23 protein-coding genes are annotated in these 19,909 nt (G+C 44.0%); 8 read left to right on the forward strand and 15 right to left on the reverse strand.

The window, feature by feature from the left end:
* Positions 1-449: 449 nt before the first annotated feature.
* From rocF to J2Z28_RS30410, 4 genes are all read right to left on the reverse strand, one after another.
* Entirely contained in the window at positions 450-1,415 is a 966-nt protein-coding gene (gene rocF / locus J2Z28_RS30395; protein ID WP_211085700.1) for an arginase, read from the reverse strand.
* Positions 1,405-2,625, reverse strand: coding sequence for an ornithine--oxo-acid transaminase (locus J2Z28_RS30400; RefSeq protein WP_211085701.1), 1,221 nt, complete (start codon positions 2,623-2,625; stop codon positions 1,405-1,407). The genes rocF and J2Z28_RS30400 overlap by 11 nt, the downstream gene beginning before the upstream one ends.
* A 141-nt stretch (positions 2,626-2,766) precedes the next feature.
* On the reverse strand, positions 2,767-3,423 hold the full coding sequence (locus J2Z28_RS30405; RefSeq protein WP_211085702.1) for an amino acid ABC transporter permease: 657 nt from the start codon (positions 3,421-3,423) through the stop codon (positions 2,767-2,769).
* A gap of 23 nt (positions 3,424-3,446) precedes the next feature.
* Positions 3,447-4,268: a transporter substrate-binding domain-containing protein gene (locus J2Z28_RS30410; RefSeq protein WP_211085703.1), complete on the reverse strand. Its 822-nt coding sequence runs from the start codon at positions 4,266-4,268 to the stop codon at positions 3,447-3,449.
* Positions 4,269-4,589: 321 nt separating this feature from the next.
* Between J2Z28_RS30410 and J2Z28_RS30415 the strand changes: the two genes are divergently transcribed.
* Complete coding sequence (locus J2Z28_RS30415) at positions 4,590-5,234, forward strand: GntR family transcriptional regulator (RefSeq protein ID WP_211085704.1); 645 nt, start codon at positions 4,590-4,592, stop codon at positions 5,232-5,234.
* A gap of 58 nt (positions 5,235-5,292) precedes the next feature.
* On the opposite strand, the gene J2Z28_RS30420 is transcribed toward J2Z28_RS30415, so the two are convergent.
* Complete coding sequence (locus J2Z28_RS30420; protein ID WP_211085705.1) at positions 5,293-6,027, reverse strand: class I SAM-dependent methyltransferase; 735 nt, start codon at positions 6,025-6,027, stop codon at positions 5,293-5,295.
* 164 nt (positions 6,028-6,191) lie between these two features.
* Between J2Z28_RS30420 and J2Z28_RS30425 the strand changes: the two genes are divergently transcribed.
* Positions 6,192-6,539 carry a hypothetical protein gene (locus J2Z28_RS30425; protein ID WP_211085706.1) on the forward strand — a complete coding sequence of 116 codons (348 nt, stop codon included), beginning with the start codon at positions 6,192-6,194 and terminating at the stop codon, positions 6,537-6,539.
* 245 nt (positions 6,540-6,784) lie between these two features.
* Here the strand turns inward: J2Z28_RS30425 and J2Z28_RS30430 are convergent, their stop codons facing one another.
* The 4 genes from J2Z28_RS30430 to J2Z28_RS30445 form a co-directional block, all read right to left on the reverse strand.
* The gene (locus tag J2Z28_RS30430) at positions 6,785-7,012 is read right to left on the reverse strand and encodes a cold-shock protein (protein ID WP_017691121.1); all 228 of its coding nucleotides are present in this window, start codon (positions 7,010-7,012) and stop codon (positions 6,785-6,787) included.
* Between the two features lie 188 nt (positions 7,013-7,200).
* Positions 7,201-7,401 carry a cold-shock protein gene (locus tag J2Z28_RS30435; RefSeq protein WP_017691122.1) on the reverse strand — a complete coding sequence of 67 codons (201 nt, stop codon included), beginning with the start codon at positions 7,399-7,401 and terminating at the stop codon, positions 7,201-7,203.
* A gap of 395 nt (positions 7,402-7,796) precedes the next feature.
* The gene (locus J2Z28_RS30440) at positions 7,797-8,033 is read right to left on the reverse strand and encodes a DUF6953 family protein (RefSeq protein ID WP_036607962.1); all 237 of its coding nucleotides are present in this window, start codon (positions 8,031-8,033) and stop codon (positions 7,797-7,799) included.
* Between the two features lie 150 nt (positions 8,034-8,183).
* Complete coding sequence (locus tag J2Z28_RS30445; RefSeq protein ID WP_211085707.1) at positions 8,184-8,972, reverse strand: CPBP family intramembrane glutamic endopeptidase; 789 nt, start codon at positions 8,970-8,972, stop codon at positions 8,184-8,186.
* 304 nt (positions 8,973-9,276) lie between these two features.
* Between J2Z28_RS30445 and J2Z28_RS30450 the strand changes: the two genes are divergently transcribed.
* Positions 9,277-9,948, forward strand: coding sequence for a phosphatase PAP2 family protein (locus J2Z28_RS30450; RefSeq protein WP_211085708.1), 672 nt, complete (start codon positions 9,277-9,279; stop codon positions 9,946-9,948).
* Positions 9,949-10,082: 134 nt separating this feature from the next.
* Here J2Z28_RS30450 and J2Z28_RS30455 read toward each other — a convergent pair whose 3' ends face one another.
* A complete protein-coding gene (locus J2Z28_RS30455; RefSeq protein WP_211085709.1) occupies positions 10,083-10,862 on the reverse strand; it encodes a helix-turn-helix transcriptional regulator in 780 nt (259 codons plus the stop codon).
* Positions 10,863-10,974: 112 nt separating this feature from the next.
* Between J2Z28_RS30455 and pyk the strand changes: the two genes are divergently transcribed.
* Entirely contained in the window at positions 10,975-12,390 is a 1,416-nt protein-coding gene (pyk, locus tag J2Z28_RS30460; protein ID WP_074093123.1) for a pyruvate kinase, read from the forward strand.
* A gap of 146 nt (positions 12,391-12,536) precedes the next feature.
* Here the strand turns inward: pyk and J2Z28_RS30465 are convergent, their stop codons facing one another.
* Together J2Z28_RS30465 and J2Z28_RS30470 are read right to left on the reverse strand one after the other, a co-directional pair.
* A complete protein-coding gene (locus J2Z28_RS30465) occupies positions 12,537-14,066 on the reverse strand; it encodes a methyl-accepting chemotaxis protein (protein WP_211085710.1) in 1,530 nt (509 codons plus the stop codon).
* 181 nt (positions 14,067-14,247) lie between these two features.
* On the reverse strand, positions 14,248-14,697 hold the full coding sequence (locus J2Z28_RS30470; RefSeq protein ID WP_211085711.1) for an SRPBCC family protein: 450 nt from the start codon (positions 14,695-14,697) through the stop codon (positions 14,248-14,250).
* Positions 14,698-14,954: 257 nt separating this feature from the next.
* Between J2Z28_RS30470 and J2Z28_RS30475 the strand changes: the two genes are divergently transcribed.
* Entirely contained in the window at positions 14,955-15,692 is a 738-nt protein-coding gene (locus tag J2Z28_RS30475; RefSeq protein WP_211085712.1) for a WecB/TagA/CpsF family glycosyltransferase, read from the forward strand.
* A 94-nt stretch (positions 15,693-15,786) separates the two neighbouring features.
* Here J2Z28_RS30475 and J2Z28_RS30480 read toward each other — a convergent pair whose 3' ends face one another.
* On the reverse strand, positions 15,787-16,320 hold the full coding sequence (locus J2Z28_RS30480; RefSeq protein WP_036671934.1) for an MOSC domain-containing protein: 534 nt from the start codon (positions 16,318-16,320) through the stop codon (positions 15,787-15,789).
* A 265-nt stretch (positions 16,321-16,585) separates the two neighbouring features.
* Here J2Z28_RS30480 and J2Z28_RS30485 point away from each other — a divergent pair, with 265 nt between their 5' ends.
* The 3 genes from J2Z28_RS30485 to J2Z28_RS30495 all read left to right on the forward strand — a co-directional run bounded on the left by J2Z28_RS30485 (position 16,586) and on the right by J2Z28_RS30495 (position 18,479).
* Positions 16,586-16,942, forward strand: a complete 357-nt coding sequence (locus J2Z28_RS30485) for a DUF1304 domain-containing protein (RefSeq protein WP_036608019.1) — start codon at positions 16,586-16,588, stop codon at positions 16,940-16,942.
* Positions 16,943-17,018: 76 nt separating this feature from the next.
* Positions 17,019-17,858, forward strand: coding sequence for a DUF4261 domain-containing protein (locus J2Z28_RS30490; protein ID WP_211085713.1), 840 nt, complete (start codon positions 17,019-17,021; stop codon positions 17,856-17,858).
* Between the two features lie 261 nt (positions 17,859-18,119).
* Positions 18,120-18,479: a hypothetical protein gene (locus J2Z28_RS30495; protein WP_036607981.1), complete on the forward strand. Its 360-nt coding sequence runs from the start codon at positions 18,120-18,122 to the stop codon at positions 18,477-18,479.
* 149 nt (positions 18,480-18,628) lie between these two features.
* Here J2Z28_RS30495 and J2Z28_RS30500 read toward each other — a convergent pair whose 3' ends face one another.
* Together J2Z28_RS30500 and J2Z28_RS30505 are read right to left on the reverse strand one after the other, a co-directional pair.
* Positions 18,629-19,135, reverse strand: a complete 507-nt coding sequence (locus tag J2Z28_RS30500) for a GNAT family N-acetyltransferase (RefSeq protein WP_211085714.1) — start codon at positions 19,133-19,135, stop codon at positions 18,629-18,631.
* Positions 19,132-19,659 (reverse strand): hypothetical protein, encoded by a 528-nt coding sequence (locus tag J2Z28_RS30505; RefSeq protein WP_211085715.1) that lies wholly within the window; start codon positions 19,657-19,659, stop codon positions 19,132-19,134. Before J2Z28_RS30505 ends, J2Z28_RS30500 begins: the two co-directional genes overlap by 4 nt.
* Positions 19,660-19,909: the final 250 nt, after the last annotated feature.

The raw sequence follows: 19,909 nt of genomic DNA on the forward strand, positions 1-19,909 counted from the left end.
ACCGAATGTTGTTCTCTTCAGCAACTCTTATATAATATCATGTCCGAACCAACTTTGCAAGCTCTTTTTTTAAGTTTCTTTCGAAGCTTATTTCATTCGCTTGCCGCACCGTGTAAACCGTGTTTTCTTGGCCGGAATTAGAATATATCATGTACAGATTTCAATTGCAAGTCTTTTTTCAATAATGATAATCAATCCACATCATCAGCACAATATGTAATCTGACACTCCTGTATTATAGAAATAACTCTCAGCATCCTCATTACTGCGCTTCTAATATACTTATCCATTAAACATAACCAGGGAAGCCACTTCCACTGCGATTGCAGTGAACAATTGATTGTGACTAACCCTAGTTTTCGGAGATCTCAGTTTTCTTTCCTTCTATAATAAATAAGAAAGTATATTCCTTAGGCACAGCCTACATACTCCGCTTCACTTCTCAGTGCTTACAATATGCGCTTACCAAGTAACGAAGCGATCAGTTCCACACCAAGCCTTGCCGTATGTCTATTGTGGTCAAACAACGGATTCACCTCAACCAGTTCCATTGACGTAACTTGATTTGTGGAAGCAAGTATCTCCAATGCATAATGTGCCTCTCGGTAATTCAGACCACCAGGTACTGGGGTGCCCACACCCGGAGCTTCCCGCGGATCCAGACAATCCATGTCGAAGCTGACATGAATACCATCTGTCCCTTTTCCCGCTGTAGCTATTGCTTGCTCAATAACTTGCTTTATTCCCATCCGGTCAATATCATGCATCGTAAATGCTCGGATTCCCAGTCCCTTAATCTGCTCTTTCTCATACTCATCCAGATCACGCAGACCAATATAGACCAAGTTGGACGGATCAATAAACGCACCTGCCCCAGCAATGTGCGACAGATTGAATGCAGTATGCCCCAAAGATGCAGCCACACTCATCCCATGCATATTACCGGACAAGCTGCGTTCTTCCGTATTCAAGTCTGCATGCGCATCAAACCAGATCACACCCAAATTCGAATAGTGCGCTGTTAGCCCGGCAAATGTACCAATCGCTACACTATGATCTCCCCCAAGCACAAGTGGGAAAGCACCCTCCTCTACTGCGCCTGATACTTCACTACACACCTTCTGACTGACCTGACGTACCTCATTTAAATGTTTTACACGATTTCGCTCAATAGGGGCAGCAGGTTCAGAAGGACAATCTACCCGCACTTCTTTGGAAAGCACTAGCCCAAGACTCGCAATCTCCCGCTTCAGTCCAGCTGTGATCAATTCATCCGGCCCCAACTCTGCTCCACCTCTTGCTCCACCGAGTCCAAAAGGAACCTTAATGATAGCAATATTACGTCGCACAGATGTTTGACTTGTATCAATAGAAGTATCTTTTATTCCACCATGGACATCATCATCATTTTTCATGTAGGTCAGCTCCCTCATTGTTGATCAATACCTGCTCAATTCTCTCCAGTGCCCAGTCAATCTCGGACTCTTTAATCGTCAGTGGTGGGGCAAATCGAATGGTTGTCTCATGGGTTTCTTTACAGAGCAGTCCAGTAGACATCAATCGCTCACAATAAGGACGGGCTGGTTCATGCAGTTCAACACCAATAAATAAGCCTTTCCCCCGAATATCCCGTATGGCTGAACTGCGAATATCTCGAAGTCTTTTCATAAAATAGTTCCCCAGACGCTCCGATCGCTCGGCAAGCTTCTCATCTTCAAGAACTTCCAGAGCTGCTATAGCTACGGCGCAAGCGAGTGGGTTACCCCCAAACGTAGAACCATGAGACCCCGGCTCAAACAAATCAAGTATCTCCGCATCAGCAGCAATAGCCGAGATTGGCATTACTCCTCCCCCCAGTGCTTTGCCCATAATCCAAATGTCCGGTTCAACCCCTTCCCAGTCGGAGGCAAAACGGCGACCTGTTCTTCCAAATCCGGTCTGGATCTCATCAGATACAGTCAACACCTGCTGGCTCTTACACAGAGCAAAAGCTTCAGCCAAATATCCATCAGGCGGGATTACGATTCCAGCTTCGCCCTGAATAGGCTCTACAAGAAAACCAGCCGTATTTGGTGTAATGGCCTGCTTCAGTGCTTCGATGTCTCCATAGGGAATAATCCGGAATCCAGGTGTGAACGGCCCAAAATCTTTTTTATACTCCGCTGAAGAAGAAAAGGAAGTTACCGTTAGCGTTCTTCCATGAAAATTACCAGAGCATACGATGATTTCAGCTTGATTCTCAGGTACACCTTTGCAACGATAAGCCCATCTACGTACCGCCTTCACCGCAGTCTCCACCGCTTCCGCTCCTGTATTCATGGCGAGAATCTTCGATTTCCCCGTGAATTGTGAGAGTTTCTGATAAAAAAGAGAAGCTGAGCTGCTGTGGAATGCCCGTGATGTCAGCGTAACCTGATCTGCCTGATCCTTGAGCGCCTGTATGATCACAGGATGTCTATGACCATGATTCAATGCAGAGTATGCACTTAACATATCCATATAACGGCGGCCTTCAGGGTCTTCCACCCACACCCCTTCCGCCTGTTCAATAACAATAGGGAGCGGATGATAATTAGGTGCAGCATAACGCTCCGACCAATCAATTAACATTTTGGAATCTGACATACACACCCAACACCTTTCCAAAATATTGTATACAAAATACAATAACAATGTATGCGATGCCATCCCCATTTACGACTACATCTCTCTTTTTCCACTCCAGCCTACTCCAAGCCTTTCTCGAATCCAATCCTTTATCACTAGTTATCGAGAAGCAGACAGTCTACGTTCCAACCAAGAGAGTAAATTAGCCAGTGTAAATGTGATTATAAAATAGAGGCCGGCGGCAACAAGCAGCGGAGCAAGCGGCTGGAACGTAACACCCTGAATCGTTCTAGCCGTGTATATAATCTCGGCTATGCCGATCATGGAGACAAGCGAAGAATCTTTAATGATAATAATGAATTCATTGCCGATGGCTGGAAGCATGTTACGAAAAGCCTGCGGCAGTATAATATAACGAAGTGTCATACCATTTGTCATACCAAGGGAGCGCGAAGCTTCGGTCTGTCCTTTATCAATCGCTTGAATCCCGGCCCTGAACACCTCCGCCATATAAGCGGAGCTATTCATCGTCAGAGCTACCACCCCCGACATAAATGCCGGCAAGTTCACACCCACAACCGTCAGACCATAATGAATAATAAGAATCTGTACAAGCATCGGTGTTCCTCGAATGAGTTCAATATACGCCGATGCCACAAATTTAATTGGCCATATTCGGGATAATCGCATTAATGCCATGATCACACCCAGCAACGTACCAAACAATACACCGAAGAAAGAAAGTTCAAGCGTGACCCACGCACTTCGTGCATAATCCTGCCAATGTTCTACTAGAAAGGAAAAATCTAAATTCACGGCATATCCCTCACTCGTCCGGTTTATTCACCGAGCATCTCATTGGCTTCAACGACGAACCGTTCAATATCTCCATTCGTTTTGAGCTTTTCCAATGTAGTGTTGATCTGATCCAGCAGCTTCTGATTACCCTTCTTCACCGCGATGGCCGAACCACCCTCGTCTTCAGCCTGTTCAATCTCTACACCCGCAACAACAAGCCCCTCTTGGTTCTTCACATACTGTTCAGCCACTGGCTTCTCCAGGATGAGTGCGTCTACGCGCCCCGTCTGCAACTCCAAAATCAGCTCAGGTATTTTAGCCAGAGAAGTCAGCTTTGCTCCCTCTATTTCCTGAGCGATCCCCTCCTGAATGGAACTCTTTTGCACACCAACCTGCTTGCCTGATAGATCATTCACAGACTTTAATGCCGTACCTTCCCCATCTCTAACAAGTACAGCCTGCTCTGCATAATAGTAGATATCCGTAAAATCAACGTTCTTCTCTCGTTCCTCGGTAGGGGTTAAGCCTGATATTACGAAATCAACCTTATCTGTACCAAGGGCCATAAGAAGGCCATCAAAGTCCATATCCTCAATCTTCAACTCGGCTCCCAGATCAGCCGCAATTGCTTTGGCAATCTCGATGTCAAAACCTACGATAGTATCTTTACCATCGATTTTCTTATGAAATTCATAGGGTGCATAGTCCGCACTGGTTCCAAGTACAATTACTTCCTTTTCCGCAGGACTACTTCCCGAAGACGAATTAGAGTCTGATCCGGTTCCTGTCGTTTTTTCCTGCCCACATGCAGACATGAATACAACCACTAACAACAGCATCATTGGCAAAAGCACTTTTTTCACACAGCATACCCCTATTCTTTTTTGAATGAGTAGCATAATAATTTGTATACAATATACATAAGACAATATATGGACTTATATGTAAGTAATACTAACAAATAATCCGGTATATCACAATCATTATTTAAACATTTATACGCTCTAATTCCATAAAATGTACTATATATAACACGGCATTTACATCGGCTGAAACATGAAGTTTGCTTGCCCAACTTCTCCCTCGGTGTTAAGATGATAAAAACTTGAAACTCCTGAACGGCGCGTACAGTACGGCCTCACACCCATCTATTTATTCACTATACATAGAAAGGAGGATTCGGTATGGAGGTACCCAAATACCGGTCCTTGAAAGATCACGTATACGATTACATTGCCCAGAAGATCCAGGACGGAACCTTGCTTCCCAACCAGAAGATCAACGAGGCCGAGATATGCAAAAAACTGGACATCAGTCGCACACCTACTCGGGAGGCCCTTTTCCAGCTGGCTTCAGACAATCTGCTGCAATACATCCCACGCAGGGGATTTATTGTCACTCCTTTTGATGCAGGCAAAAAACTGGAGTTCTCCCAAGCGATCGGTGTGCTGGAGGCACTTGCTGCCACACTTGCAGCAGACCACCTCAGACCATCCGAACTACTGGAGATGGAAACTCTGGTTCTTCGAATGGACGAAGATATCAGCCAGCTTGATCTTGCTACCTACAACAAGAACCAATATCAGTTCCATAATCTGTACATCCAGCGATGTGGTAATGCCACAGTCATTGAGATGTTAAACACATTGAAGAACAGTTTCATCCGGCAGTCGTATGTTAGTGATAATAAACCAAAGCTATCTGAGGTACTAATCGAAGTTAATGAAGAGCATCGTCAAATTTTAAGTGCTTTTCGAGCCAAAGATAAGAACCAACTGGAAGCCCTGCTCAAACACCACTGGCGGATTATCGACAACGATATGCTGTAGTACGTTCTGTCAGAACAAACCAAAGGCAACCCACACGATTGTGTGAGTTGTCTTTTTCCTATTTTTCCTTTTTGACCTCCAACGGTGCCCTTGCCGCAAAAACAGCATATCCCAACTTTTTGCCGTATTTCGCGAGCAAACGATCATTGGTAAGACTCATACGCTGCATACGTTCATCCTCAAACCAATTCATATCCATCTCGCGATGCGGATCATGATCAACGCCCCATTTTCCCATAGATCGCGAATGTTCTTTGACCTCTACCTTGGTGAAACCACACTGTTTAAGGCGTTTTCTCCATGCTGTGGCCGTTGCCAGGGTTCGTATACCGTAAAATTGCTTTAATCTGCGGCTCATTAATTCGGTCTTACTGCCTGACAGAACCATCTCCCGATCCACCAAAAGTCCAGCGGGCTTCAACACTCTTCTATATTCAGCAAGTGCACTCCGCCATGGGGTGAAGATCGTAACCGACTCCACGAACACCACATCAAAATGATTTTCCGGAAAAGGCAACGCTGCTACATCAGCCTGAATAAATCGAACATCCACCCGTTCTTGTCTCGCTCGCCGAACTGCCTTATCCAGCATATTACGATGAAGATCAATCGCTGTTACCTGATATCCACTTTTAGCCAAGTAACACGCAGTCCTCCCAGTGCCACACCCTATCTCAAGGATATGACTACCCACAGGCAGAGATAAGCTATCCAGCAACTTCAGCGTTGCCAAAAATCCTCCAGGATGGGCACTTCCCTCCCCTAACCGAGCCAGCATGTCATGATAATCCACGCAACATCCCCTCCTCACTTCTCCCAGTGTATGGAGTAGATTCAAAAACGGCTCCTCCCCATTCGATTTTCCGGGTACTCGTCCATACCAAATGCTCTTCTTTTTACTATGATATACAAACCGTTGAAATCAAGCGGCAACCGCATCTAATGAGGAGGATTTGCATGTACAGAATTAATCGGGTATGTGAAGAAACGGTTTCTCCGCACGTTGGACGTTCCGTTTGTCTCGTTATGAACGACGGTAAGCATATGTATGGTACGCTTAGTCAATGTCGTGATGGCAAAATTTATTTGAACGGGTGTTTCGAGGGACCACGGCTGTGTTCAGTCAAATCCAAACAGCAGCTGGTAAAAAGCAGCAAGAAAAACGCTGTTGCAACAGAAAAAGTTAAATCTTCGGCCTACGGTCGATATGGATACGGAGGATACGGTGGGGGTTACGGCTATGGAGCAGGAATCGATCTGGCTCTGGTAGCAACATTGTTTCTACTGCCATTCTTGTTCATCTAAATTCCAATCTGATCGTGGTAAAATTGTAGTCATAACAAAGACCCTTTTTGCTTATAGCAAAAGGGGTCTTTATCTTTTTCATACGATTCACGTCAATTACACTATATTTACTGTTAAAAAATGATACAAAAAAAGGCATTCGCTAAAACGAATGCCGGGAACTTCATATTTAATACCCTTACCTTCGCACAGGGTGTCTGTTTGATCTTAAAAAAAAACACCTCGTTAGAGGCGGGTAAGCTATGTTAAATCCGATTTCCTTTAGGCATCGTTTTCAGATTACTATTCGAATTCTCAAGCAATGGTAGCATCCTAGTCGTGCTGACCATCTCAGAAGCACATATCGGACAAGTAGGTACGTTATCAAACGCAAAATTGTCCCGCATCCATCCTTTGCACGTATCACTCGTACATTCCCAGATTGCCGCATCAGCTTGTGGAATCTCTTCCAACGGTTTTTTGCGATTATACATGACTTCTACCCCCTTTGTTATGGAAAAACATCTAACCGACGTTATTTCACAGAAGCCTACACTTAGCGGAAGTTTCACGTCCCACCGGACTCCTGCCTCGACAACTAATGGGTCGACTTTTATATAACTGATCAAAAAAAAGAAGCTGCCTTTACCATTTTAACATGTTAAAGGCAGCTATGCTTTAATTACAGTTTTACAACTTCTTCTGCTTGAGGACCACGGTTTCCTTGTACAATTTTAAATTGTACGCGTTGACCTTCGTCCAGAGTTTTGAAGCCGTCGCCTGTAATAGCGCTGAAGTGTACGAATACATCTTCTCCGCCTTCAACTTCGATGAAACCGAAGCCTTTATCAGCGTTGAACCATTTTACTGTTCCGTTTTGCATGTGAATTACACCTCCAAATAAAAATTAACATGTTCCTTTGTTCTTTGCAGCAAGCAAATAAAAATTCACACATTGAAAAAGGTACCAGTCATAAACCTATAAGTGATCGCCCTTTACAATATATGAATTAGGTTTTCCACTCTCTACAACTTGTTTTTATTATAACTCCAATTCAGCAAAAAAGCAAATCTTTGTATTTTCTTTTCAAACAGCTTTGGAAATACATGTTATTAACACGCGCGGGGACAGGGTTTATCACACTTATGTGTGTGGCCGCTTATGTACGGTCTTATGAAAGGATATGCAGATCTAATCCATCTTATACATTTTTTATATAATATTCTGACATGCATATCCAACACAACCAATGAATCTTCTTACTCCAGTATAACACACTATGTCCATGCCCACATAAATGCATCCCGATCCCAGGCGATCTGCCCACGATGAAGCTTCCGGAAAGCCTTCTTCACTTCTTTGGACAATGATGTATTGCCGTTCTCGTTAACAAAAACAAACTCTTCGCCAAAATGGGTCTTCACATATTCTATGGCAGCTTCCTGATGAAGTGTTCCTGTGAATTTAATCTCCTGAACCATCCATTCTGCTACGCCTTGTGCTGTCTTCTCCACAATATCACCTACTGTCTGAATCTAATGTACGGATAGGCAGACCTCGTATCATGAACATATCTGTCTTCCCGCCAGACTGAAGTATACCATGATCCAACTGCTGACGGGAAACTGTATGATAACTACTTTCAAGCAATACCCGCAATACCCTTAATGAACAACCGTATTCGCTTGCTCACTCCCTTTGGATGGAATAGACGAATTTGTTCGAATGCTCCACACTAACCATGCACAGTAAGCAATCAGTACTGCCAGTATAAACAGATCGTAAGGCAGTGTACCTGTGTCCTCCAGGTCATTCCCTAGAAATTGAATCAGATTATGTATGAAATGAAACAAAATAAGCGGTACGATATTTCCGTTCTTCAGCATCAATAACGCCAGTGCAGCTCCCAGAAGCAGCGCATATATCAATTGCATGATCGTATCTGTCATATGCTGACCAGACAATGCGTTCAACAGATGTGTAATCGAAAACAAGATGCTGGAGGTCACAACTGCGGCCACTGCACTTTTTCGAAGCAATATTTTGAAAATAAGCCCTCGGTAGATCGTTTCCTCAACAAAAGCCACGAGCAAGGTGAAGAAAACGAAAAAGGCTACGCGTGACAAGCTAAGCTCCCCAAATCCTTTCAGGGCTAGTGTACCCAGTACAAGGAGTAGTGGAATATAATACTTTGCGTGGCCAGCCGGGATACTTCGCAAAGATCGGAAGCCAGTCTCTCCCCACTTGCGTCTTAACGTCAAATAGATCATCAGAACAATGGCGATGGGTGTAAAGGAAATGAGTACAGGGGAAGTGTAGTCCAGTTGTTTTATCGTTGCAATGGCCCCTGCTGCAAATACGGCTAACAGGAGAAGCAGCTCAATAATTACAACGGTGAGCACAGGTTTGCGCTCGGAAAAGGAATGTTTTGGCTTGGATTGCGCATTAATCATACATTTGCCTACCTCGTTTCATTTATTTTTCCCGTTGTCATAAGAACTTATATGCCAATATTGTTGTATCACATCATCCGTATATTGAATATCCCTATTATGGATAAAACTATAAAAGTAACAAAAAAGAGACTTATCCTAACTTCTTTTCCCCTAAAATCAGGTATGGCTTATACCTTTATCTGTCCATTATAGTATTACAAGAGTTCAAAGTTGCAGGGGTGTGGCGACTCTTCAGCGTCATATATCTATGAAGTACCCATAACGATAGTTTCACAATGCATAATGAAATCAGGGGGATACTATGAAAGCATTCTTTCAGCGCTGGGGGCATTTACTGGCTATTCTGTGCATACCGCTCCAAGGCTCCATTTACGTATTTCTAGGCAGTAACACCGGAAGTGATGTCTTCTACAATTATGCTTGGATTGACACACAGATTCCTTTTCTTAAAGAATTTATTTATCCGTACATTAGCTGGATGCCCATTCTGTATCTTGGATTTCTCTATTTGGGTCTGACGAACAAGTCGCTATTCTGGCGTACGTTGATTACCTATAATGTTGGTGTCATGGCTGCCAATGTCTGTTTTGCGGTGTTCCCTACCCATGTCCCGCGCCCAGAGATCGGCGGAACTGATCTGAGCAGCGTGTTAGTGCAGTTTATCTATACCAATGATGCGCCCTTCAACTGTTTCCCAAGTGTTCACGTTCTGACCAGCTATTTGCTGTTTATTGTGATTAACAGACACTTGAACTTTAAGCCTTTGGCACGGATTTCTTGGTCGGTATGGCTGTGGTTGATTATTGCTTCAACGGTGTTTGTAAAACAGCATTCCTTGCTGGACATTGCTGGAGGCATTTTGTTTGCTGAGGCCGCGTATTGGACTGTACATGTCTCTGCTCTTCGTCTTGGGCAAGCACGAAAAAAAAGCAAGCAGCCACTCACAGCTTCTAACACAAGCAGTCATGTATAACGGCATTTATATATGTAACAGGTGGGATGATGATCCTGCTATACAGCAAAAGAGGGCATAGGCCCTCTTTTTTTGTACTCATTTAATTAAACCTACTTATATAGAAGAACTTTATTTGGGTTGGACTACGCGTTTCATGCTATAGGTGGCCGTTCATGAAGAAGGTCAGACGGTGGACTTCCGGTTATACGTTTGAATATGCGGTAAAAATAAGACAGATCCCGGTAGCCGAGAAATTCGGCAATTTCCTGGATGGAGAGTTGTGACTCAGTGAGCAGATATATGGCTCGTTTCATCCGTTGATCATGGACATATTGACTGATGGTCTGATTTGTCATGCTTTTGAATAATGCGGCAGCATAATTGGGAGTTTTATTGATCTCGTCCCCGAGTTCTTCCTTCGTCACTTTCTCCCGATAATGCCGCTCAATATATCGCTTCATCCGTTCAACATGAATATGCCTCTCCGGCGGGATAACTCCACGATCAAGCTCCCTGTTCATATAAATCAACACTTCCATCAATAAGGCTTGGCTCATCATGACATAATAAGACGGACGCTCCTGCCATTGTTGATAAATAGCGCTCATGCGTTGATGGATCAGTTCGTAACATCCAGGTTTATGCCGCAAAGCCTCATACCGTTCCAGTGCAGGCAGAGTTTCCGTATGGTCGCGTTGCAGTTGAATCACAATCTGTGTGTGCGTTACTGTAGGAATACTCTTGCCGTAATATGGGGTACCACCTGGAATGAGGAGCAATTCACCCTTTTCCATGATCTGTTTATCACCGTTCACCCAATATACACATTTTCCATAAGTAACCAAGCTAAGCCGCCAAGTTTCTTGAGATTGCACAGCTTCTTCGTACCAACCGACACCATTAATATGTCGTACTTCAAGTGGAGTGACCATAACACACCTCATTATCGGACTATACTCTAATCATTGTACTATAGTTCATACCCTGATTCGACAGAAAACGCTACAATACACATATAAGCTTAAATATGAGGAGGAAATTAGCATGTTAAAAACAAAAATCATTTGCACCATGGGACCTGCTTGTGACTCAATCGAATTGTTGAAAGTAATGATTCAGGAAGGTATGACCGTTGCCCGTCTGAACATGGCTCATGGTGAACTGGAAGATCACGTGACACGGATTAACAATATCCGCAAAGCAGCTTCCGAACTGAACACGTATATACCTATCATGATGGACATCAAAGGGCCGGAAGTACGTATCGGCAAACTGAAAGAAGCATCCTGCCACCTGCAAGCCGGTAAAGAGCTGATCCTGACTACTGAAGAAATTCTCGGTGACGCTGAGCGTATCTCGGTAAACTATCCAGAACTGAACCTCGTTGTGAAACCTGGCGATCGTATCCTCATCGATGACGGTCTTGTGGATCTGACTGTACTGTCTGTGGAAGGTTCCGATATCCATTGTAAAATTATCAGTGGCGGCATTCTGAAACCACGCAAAGGGGTTAACTTGCCAGGAATTAAAACGACATTGCCAGGTGTAACTGAGCGTGACGTTATGCACATCGGATTCGGGATCGAAAACGATATCGAAATTATTGCAGCATCCTTTGTTCGTAAAGGCGACGACATCCGTGAAATCCGCAGCATTCTGAAAGAACGCGGTGTAGAGCACGTACAGATCATCTCGAAAATCGAGAATCAAGAAGGTATGACTAATCTGGACGACATCATCTTGGCTTCTGACGGTATCATGGTAGCTCGTGGAGATCTCGGGGTTGAAGTACCAATCGAAGACGTGCCAATGATGCAAAAAGAAATGATCGATAAATGTAACCGCGCTGGTAAACCAGTTATCGTAGCTACACACATGCTGGAGTCCATGCAAGTGAACCCTCGTCCTACTCGTTCCGAGGTAAGTGACGTGGCGAACGCTGTACTTCAAGGTGCAGACGTTGTAATGTTGTCTGGTGAATCGGCTGCTGGTAAATATCCGGTACAATCCGTGCGCACGATGGCTGCTGTTGCTCGCCGTGCTGAAACGATGATTGATTACAAAGAGCAATTCGCACAAAAATCGGCTCAACAGATCGCTGATATTACTGAAGTTATCAGTCAGGGTGCTGTAAGTTCTTCCCTCGTACTGAATGCAAAAGCAATCATCACTTCGACTGAGAGTGGATTCACAGCGCGCATGATCTCCAAATATCGTCCAAAAGCGCCAATCATCGCAGTTACACAACATGAAGAAGTATTGGCGAAAATCTGCCTGCTCTCCGGTGTCATTCCGGTTATGGGCGACAAAGTAACCACTACGGATGAAATGTTCGAGTCTGCTACTCGTAACGCAATCAAAACAGGTTACATCGAAAAAGGTGACATCATTGTATTGTCCGCCGGTGTTCCAATCGGTCAATCCGGTAATACGAACCTGATCAAAGTTCAACAAGTATAATTCAATAGCTGAAACTGTAGCTATACATCTTAGCTATAAAATAGAAATAGAAATACAAAAAACCACCGGGAGCAGAATTGCTTCCCGGTGGTTTTTTGTTGATGTTGTTGCCAATGATCGTGATGTTACAACAAACGGCTTCGAGATTATAGATTCCGCGAGTAATTAACCAGATCCTGCGACATGGTGTTGATCTCATCCATTGAAGCATTCACCTGTTGTGTCAGAGCAGCTTGATTTTGCGTTAACGTGGACATATTACCGATGTGCTCAAGAATCTGATCAATCAGTGTTTTCATCTTCTGCATGCTATCTTCGATATTTACTGTGGCCTCCGAACTGTGATCAGCCAGTTTCCGCACTTCACCTGCAACGACGCCAAATCCCAGTCCCAGCTCTCCCGCTCGCGCGGCTTCAATGGCTGCATTCAACCCGAGCAGATTGGTCTGACTCGCAATCTCTCGAATAAACACGGTGATATTCTTCGTATCATCTGCACTGCTTTTCACTTGAATAGCTGCATCGGCAGATAACTCCTGTGCAGTGACTAGGTCCTGTGCCTGATCGGTAATCGAGTTGATTCCACGTACCATCTCGCCAATGGACTCCGACAATTGTTTTGTTTTCAGATTCATGGCTTCCACGATCTGTTCCTTATTCTTCTCATGGGTGACATCTCGAATGGTTCCAGCTACACGGAGCGGTACTCCATCCTGATCCCTAATGGTCTCTCCACCCGCGTGATACCAACGATACTCCCCGTCTTTGCGCTGCAGACGATAATCCAGATCGTACGGTGTACGACCACTGTAATCGTTCATATGTCTGGCAAATTCGTTGATCGTCCGATCATGGTCTTCCGGATGAAGTCGGCCGCTCCAGCTGCTGAACACATTTGGGAAATCCTGCTCGTCTTTAAACCCTAATTCTTTACGGAACTGGGGTGACCACCAAAATTCGTTATTTGGATTAACCACATCTCCAGCCACAACGGTCATATCCCACGGTGCCTCCACCAAGGCGCGGTTAACCAGATCATATCGGGTGACGAGTGCTTCCAGCTCATCAGACTTGCTCTTCTCCTCATGAATATCAAACATGATGCCCAGAAGTTTGACCGGAACTCCAGCCTGATTTCGGATGACTTGTCCAAGGCATCGGAACCAGCGAGTCTCTCCACTTTTGGTAATCATACGGCTGATGACGTTATAGGCAGTTGTTGCTCTTGTGTCATTCACATGTTGCATAATCTCCTGCACCAGTTGGGGTCTGTCATCCGGATATATCGATTTGGCCCAGCTTGCAAATGAATCGGGATAATCCTTGGCATTATGGAATCCTAACATTTGGCGGAATTCATTCGAAAATGTGATGATATTATTGTTATCCAGTGGATCACCAGCAACAATTTCAGATTCCCATAATCCCACATTCATCGCCTGATTCAGCATTCTAAGGCGCATTTCCACGTCTTCGTTTTGAGCTTTCATCATATGTACTGCTTTTTTGATATTACTAGCTATTTCATCGGTATCCTGAAACTCAATGCCATCTTCGATCCATGCGTCATAGTCGCCCTTTTCTGCGTTTGCTACCAGTTTACGACTATACTCCAATAATTTCTGATGAGTATCTGTACGAAGGTGTTTGGTCGATTCGGTGCGTTTACGAAACATGCTCATTTCTCCTCTTAGCTCATATGATATATATTTCGACATTATCAGACATTAAATGTAGAGCAATGGTCTTAATTTTGTATAAAAACAAGAACCAGCGCTGAATCAGCACTGACTCTTATATTAAATGCCTTTATTTTTTATGAAAATAAATCTTAAATGACTGCCTCTTGCCAGCTAACTACCAGCCAAAATTCAGCGTTTTCCCCGTCTCCACCCAAGTTTTGATACTGCTTAGAATCATCCACCAGCTACTCTGTGCATTCGCAAAGGAAGGATGGTTATCTGTAAATTGATCATTAATCAGTGTCAGCTTCGTACACTCACCTACAGTTTCCAACTTGAAGACCACTCTGGATTGAAGCTCGGCATGATTCGCATGGTACGACGGTCCGGGATGCTCCTGATAACTAAGTCTGGACAATGGTTCAAATTCCAATATATCTCCATACACATGGACAGTCTCTGCACCATCATTACCTGGCCCTACATAAGCAAACGGCTGACCTGGTTGGAAATTGGTGCGAAGTTCGCTGCCGAAAAAACTATTCCGTGTGCCATCTGGTGATATTAGAGCATTCCACACCTCTTCCAGTCCTGCATTGATATAGAATTCATATTTCAGTTCCATGGACTCACTCCCTTTATGTATTGGACACGCGATCTACCAAGCTCGCACTCCTATCCTATCGTTATACCCCAAAGGCCGTATTGTAAAAACGCGACAACAGGTAAAATATAAACTCTTTATGTTTTCGGGAATGTTATACCATGATCCAAACGGATTGCGCCCATATAGTGCTTTCTCAGAAGATCAGATATACTAAACTGGAATGAAATAACAGGTCTGTTCAAGGTGATGCAACTAATTTAGAAAGGAAATGAGATATGAGCCAATCAACCAATATTATGGGCATCCCTTTTCCCAATGTAACGATGAATCAAACGGTTGCAATCCTTGGTGAAGTTGTAGATCAGGAAAGCAATGAACTGTTCCATGTCATCACAGGCAATCCCGAGATTGTTATGTCCTGTCAAAAGAATGCCTCTCTTCGCAAAGTCGTCGATCAAGCCGGGTTGGTCACGGCTGACGGTGCTGGCATTGTGATGGTATCCCGTTTTCGGGGCGGACAATTGACTGAACGGGTAACCGGTTGTGATCTGCTGTTTCGTTTATTAGAGGAAGGCGATCAAAAACACTGGTCATTCTACATGCTGGGAGCAGAAGAAAGTGTCAGTGAAGAGGCCGTGAAAGTTATTGCGCAACACTACCCCGGAGTTATCGTAAAAGGTAGACACCATGGTTATTTCCAGGCAGATGAGGAACAACAGATTGTGGAAGAGATTTGTACTGCTCAACCAGACTTTCTTATCGTGGCTCTTGGCGCACCCCATGCGGAACACTGGATTAACAAGTATCGCCACCAGTTGAACGCTCGTGTAGCCATAGGTGTTGGAGGCAGTCTCGATATCGTGGCTGGCAAAACCAAACGTGCCCCTGCGATATGGCAGAAGCTTAACCTGGAATGGCTCTATCGCCTCCTCAGTCAACCTTCGAGATGGCGCAGGCAACTCATTTTACCCCGTTTTGCTGTTCGGGCATTGTTGTTCAGAGAACCTAAATAATGTGAGATGAGCAGTACACCAGAGGAATACTTACACTCTAGACATCCGCATGGTGAGCGCCGAGGGCTGATCAATTAGAAACCTGTCCTGAAAATCAGGACAGGCGAATGACTTCGATGGTATCCCCCGTATGGATTACACCCTCCCGTTCAACCGAGCACACAATCCCACGTTTTTTGCGCGCCGCAGGCACGAATTTTTTGCGCAAACCGTCCTGTTCGTAGAATTGTTCAATCATTTTTCCCGGATGTACACAGGGAAGGTTCTCTCCTTCGCATATTAACCCTGTCCCGTTTGGAAATAGGAGCCGCGTTCCAGCAGGCAGTTCCGTCAATCGATCAATGCCACGGACCAGTATATTGGCACCAAGCCACTCTGGACGCACTTCAGGAATGTTCATTTTCTCAGCAATAAGAGCACATTCTTCCTCAGACACAATACTGATCTGGCGGCGATTCGCAATCGGTGTGCCACGCTTGTAGATTTTCTGACGTGAGTCCGCCGGACGAAGCAGACCATAATGACGGTCACCCGGAATTCCTGCAAGCTCAATGTCGATAAAAGGTACAACTCGGGTCACAAATGTGGATGGATCATCGGCCAACATGACGAATTGAACCGTTCCCATAGTAATCTCCTCCCTTTCCTGAGCAATCACTTCTTTATTGTTCATTATTACCCAATGAATGGATTGTCGACAATCGGCGTATGCTTACCTTTGTAACCATTTTTTAAAATTCAACATCATAACTCAACTGGAAAATGATAAGAACTTTAAATAATGCGCAATTAAATTGTTACAAATTAAATTTGCTCTTTCCGTTCTTATTACAAACATTTATACTAGGATGGACAAGTAAATAAATTACATATCAGAAAGCAAGGTGTTTCCATTGATTAGTATCATTTTTGTAGCTCTTGTAGCTGTCGAACACTTCTATATCATGGTGATGGAGATGTTTATGTGGACTCGTCCACGCACAATGAAAACCTTTAATCTCACGCCGGAATTCGCCAAATCCACCAAATCTCTCGCGGCCAATCAAGGTCTTTACAATGGATTTCTTGCGGCAGGTCTGATCTGGGGACTCGTATATCCGGATGCTGCCGTTGGACAGCATATTCAGATTTTCTTCCTGGCGTGTGTGATTATTGCGGCTCTTTATGGAGGAGCAACTTCTTCACGTTCGATCATTATCAAACAAGGTTTGCCTGCGATCATTGCGTTGTTGCTAGTTCTGTTCCTGTAATTTCTGTCGAATGGTGCATTGCTTCGATTCATGTTAACTCCTTTATGGTAAGGTAGTGAATAGATAGCAGTGTACAATGACCAGAATCAATCTGGGATCGGAAGGAGAACATGTCATGGGATTGTTTGACAAGCTTCGGCGGCGCAAAAAGGAGAAGGTACCTGCAGGTGGTTCTGTCGAATCGACGAATTACAATGAAACCATCGTGGGTTTTGTCCTGCTGGAGCGTGACGATTGTGATTTTGACCTCTTCATCAGGAACATGAAGAACGAATGGGATATCGAGATTGAAGAACGCCCAGAGGAGGGCAATCTCTTTTTCGAAGTGAAGGGGATGCAGGTGGTATGTGCTCACATTGCTGCGCCTGTGCCTGACCGTGAAGTTGAGGAGAATGCCAAGTTAAACATCCTTTGGCGAGAAGCGGAACAAGTTACCTCACGGCACCAGTCTCAGATTATTGTCTCTGTTCTGAACGCAACAAATGCAATTGAGGGACATGTTCTGTTCACTCAAACAGCGAGTGCCTTATTACAGTTGGATCACGCGCTTGCCATATACATGGCCCCACTTGTTGTTGAAGCCAGTCAGTATGTCGAAACCAGCCGTGGGATCAAACATGATGAGTTGCCAGTCTCGCTCTGGATTTTCATCGGATTATTCCAAAATGCCAAAGGCGCTTCAGCTTACACTTACGGACTACGTAACTTTGGTAAAGAAGAGATGGAGATTATGCAATCGTCGGAATCCTTAAGCGATGTATTTGAGATGATGTTCATGACCACAACGTATGTGGTTGAGAACGACGTCACACTGCATGATGGGGAAACACTTGGTTTCTCGGCAGAACAAAAGCTGAGCATTTCCCTTTCCAAGGGTGTAGCGACGGAAGGTAACAGTTTGAAGATCGGATTCTAGCTTACGTAGTTATCTTAACTTTATCGTGTCACAGTTGTAGAAGCCGTCTGGAGTTCATACTCTGGGCGGCTTTTAGCTATTCAACCTTCCTCCCCATGACGATATGATAAGAATCCCTGAATTTAACTTCTCTAGGAAAAAGTAGTCCATAAGAACCATGTTATTGTGAATTCAGTTTTCATTCTCGCTATAAAAAGGTATAATTAATAGGCTTATAGTCTCATATATTACATATTATTTTATTATCGAGGAGTTGCCTACATGTCTGTTAGACGTTTGGATTCAACTAAACCTATTATTGAAATTATCTGGGAAGGTATTGTTTCTCCTGAACATGTCGAACAAACGAATACAGAAATTCAGAGAATAGCTGAACAATTGGGGAATTCATTTGATGTGCTAGTAGATATGCGGAACATGAAGGCTTTCCCTCAAGACACCAAAGAAAAAATTGTGGAACACCAGAAACTACTGACACAGTGGGGGATGAAGCGAGCTAGTGTAGCCGTAGGTGGTGCGATCGCCAAAATGCAATTGAATCGGATCTCCAAAGAGTCGGCGCACCAGACTGAATTCCAATGGGAAACGTATGACGAGGCTTTGGCATTTTTGTTGAAATAATATTAAAGTGATACGGACTAAGTATAATAAGAGAGATACCGATGCTGTACATGGCACACAGAAAGAGGCGTTCCCCATGAGGAAGCGCCTTTTCTTTTGCAGTTCCACTTGGCTTACTCAGCCTTGCCAATGATCCGCCCGCTTATCATTTAAGATTCAAGTTTACTTAGACGCACCATCGTTACCGATGTACCATTCAGGCACTCCTCCACGAATCCTAACCGCCTATATAAGCGAATCGCTTGGTTATCCGGGTCAACACTGAGCGAGACTGCTGCAATTCCCCGCCGTTCAACCTCATCTACTGCGGTCTGAAGCAGTAAGGTACCTACTCCTTTTCCACGTGCATCTTCCGTTACAGCCATCCCCATCTCTGGCGTAGCTGCATTCACATAACCGTATCCCGCATTCTGGTCCGTATAGAATCTTAACGTTATTGAACCTAATCTCTTGCCTTGCTGGTCAACTGCAACATACCCGAAATCCCCTTCTCTTCCCCAATCTTCAACGTATTTGGACAGTCCGGGAGTATGAATACTTTCGATTGGAAGAGGTTCATCACCTTCTCTTCTATGCAGGGATGCGTATAACATCTCCCATAGAAAGGGGATATCCTGTTCCTCAATCGCACGTACATGATAGTTGGTCTTGGTCATGTCTGCTCCTCCTTCATCTTTTCAAAAAGGCGGTCCATCTCATTCAGATTAAACTCATTGGTAATCTCGTAATCCTCAAATTTGTCTCTCGTTTTTGCCTCGCTGTAGATTGAGATGGACTTTTCATTATAAAACGTCAGTCCAAATCCATCGGTAAAGCGACCTTCTTTATTAATGGTAAGTCGCCACTCATAGTAGTGCGGATTCCTTTCGGAAACGTCGAATTCCCCTACTCTTTTAAGATCAACATCCTTTAATAGCTTCAGCATATCTCTAATCTCTTTGGGGTCTTTAATCGTTATTTCATCATCTTCATTATACGGTTCATTGTCGGAAATTTTCCTAATCGTCAGTCGATCCAATGTATCCAGCATCGTCATATGATCTGTGACCTCTGCTCGAAACGTCGTATGTTTGCTAGGGATAAACATAGTGTATTGACCAGAGGTATACATACGCACTGCAATAGCTAAAAAAACAATAATTATGACGATACCCATAATCATCTTGATTTGTCTACTCATCCTAATCCCCTCTCTATACCTAAACAAAAACATATAAATTGGTAATTATTGATATATTCTAGTATAACATCTCACTCCTTCTGTTCCAATGTCATTTCTTATCTCTGGTCTCTCAATTACGATACGTTTTGGGCTACACTAAAAATTAAAGATTTAAATAAACAAGCCGCGTTCTCCCATAGGGTGAACGCGGCTTGTTTATTTAATTTGTTATATTGTTTATTACCTATTCAGAACGAGGTAAGACGAT

The sequence above is a fragment of the Paenibacillus xylanexedens genome, assembly GCF_017874615.1.
Lineage (GTDB): Bacteria > Bacillota > Bacilli > Paenibacillales > Paenibacillaceae > Paenibacillus > Paenibacillus xylanexedens.

Excerpts from the sequence above, each read along its gene's own strand:
- J2Z28_RS30455 (WP_211085709.1), bottom strand. The coding sequence starts at position 10,862 with ATGGTCACTCCACTTGAAGTACGACATATTAATGGTGTCGGTTGGTAC.
- J2Z28_RS30435 (WP_017691122.1), bottom strand. The coding sequence starts at position 7,401 with ATGCAAAACGGAACAGTAAAATGGTTCAACGCTGATAAAGGCTTCGGT.
- J2Z28_RS30425 (WP_211085706.1), top strand. The coding sequence starts at position 6,192 with ATGTACAGAATTAATCGGGTATGTGAAGAAACGGTTTCTCCGCACGTT.
- J2Z28_RS30500 (WP_211085714.1), bottom strand. The coding sequence starts at position 19,135 with ATGACCAAGACCAACTATCATGTACGTGCGATTGAGGAACAGGATATC.
- J2Z28_RS30470 (WP_211085711.1), bottom strand. The coding sequence starts at position 14,697 with ATGGAACTGAAATATGAATTCTATATCAATGCAGGACTGGAAGAGGTG.
- J2Z28_RS30450 (WP_211085708.1), top strand. The coding sequence starts at position 9,277 with ATGAAAGCATTCTTTCAGCGCTGGGGGCATTTACTGGCTATTCTGTGC.
- J2Z28_RS30480 (WP_036671934.1), bottom strand. The coding sequence starts at position 16,320 with ATGGGAACGGTTCAATTCGTCATGTTGGCCGATGATCCATCCACATTT.
- pyk (WP_074093123.1), top strand. The coding sequence starts at position 10,975 with ATGTTAAAAACAAAAATCATTTGCACCATGGGACCTGCTTGTGACTCA.
- J2Z28_RS30505 (WP_211085715.1), bottom strand. The coding sequence starts at position 19,659 with ATGAGTAGACAAATCAAGATGATTATGGGTATCGTCATAATTATTGTT.
- J2Z28_RS30495 (WP_036607981.1), top strand. The coding sequence starts at position 18,120 with ATGTCTGTTAGACGTTTGGATTCAACTAAACCTATTATTGAAATTATC.
- J2Z28_RS30445 (WP_211085707.1), bottom strand. The coding sequence starts at position 8,972 with ATGATTAATGCGCAATCCAAGCCAAAACATTCCTTTTCCGAGCGCAAA.
- J2Z28_RS30400 (WP_211085701.1), bottom strand. The coding sequence starts at position 2,625 with ATGTCAGATTCCAAAATGTTAATTGATTGGTCGGAGCGTTATGCTGCA.
- J2Z28_RS30430 (WP_017691121.1), bottom strand. The coding sequence starts at position 7,012 with ATGTATAATCGCAAAAAACCGTTGGAAGAGATTCCACAAGCTGATGCG.
- rocF (WP_211085700.1), bottom strand. The coding sequence starts at position 1,415 with ATGAAAAATGATGATGATGTCCATGGTGGAATAAAAGATACTTCTATT.
- J2Z28_RS30465 (WP_211085710.1), bottom strand. The coding sequence starts at position 14,066 with ATGTTTCGTAAACGCACCGAATCGACCAAACACCTTCGTACAGATACT.
- J2Z28_RS30490 (WP_211085713.1), top strand. The coding sequence starts at position 17,019 with ATGACCAGAATCAATCTGGGATCGGAAGGAGAACATGTCATGGGATTG.
- J2Z28_RS30475 (WP_211085712.1), top strand. The coding sequence starts at position 14,955 with ATGAGCCAATCAACCAATATTATGGGCATCCCTTTTCCCAATGTAACG.
- J2Z28_RS30415 (WP_211085704.1), top strand. The coding sequence starts at position 4,590 with ATGGAGGTACCCAAATACCGGTCCTTGAAAGATCACGTATACGATTAC.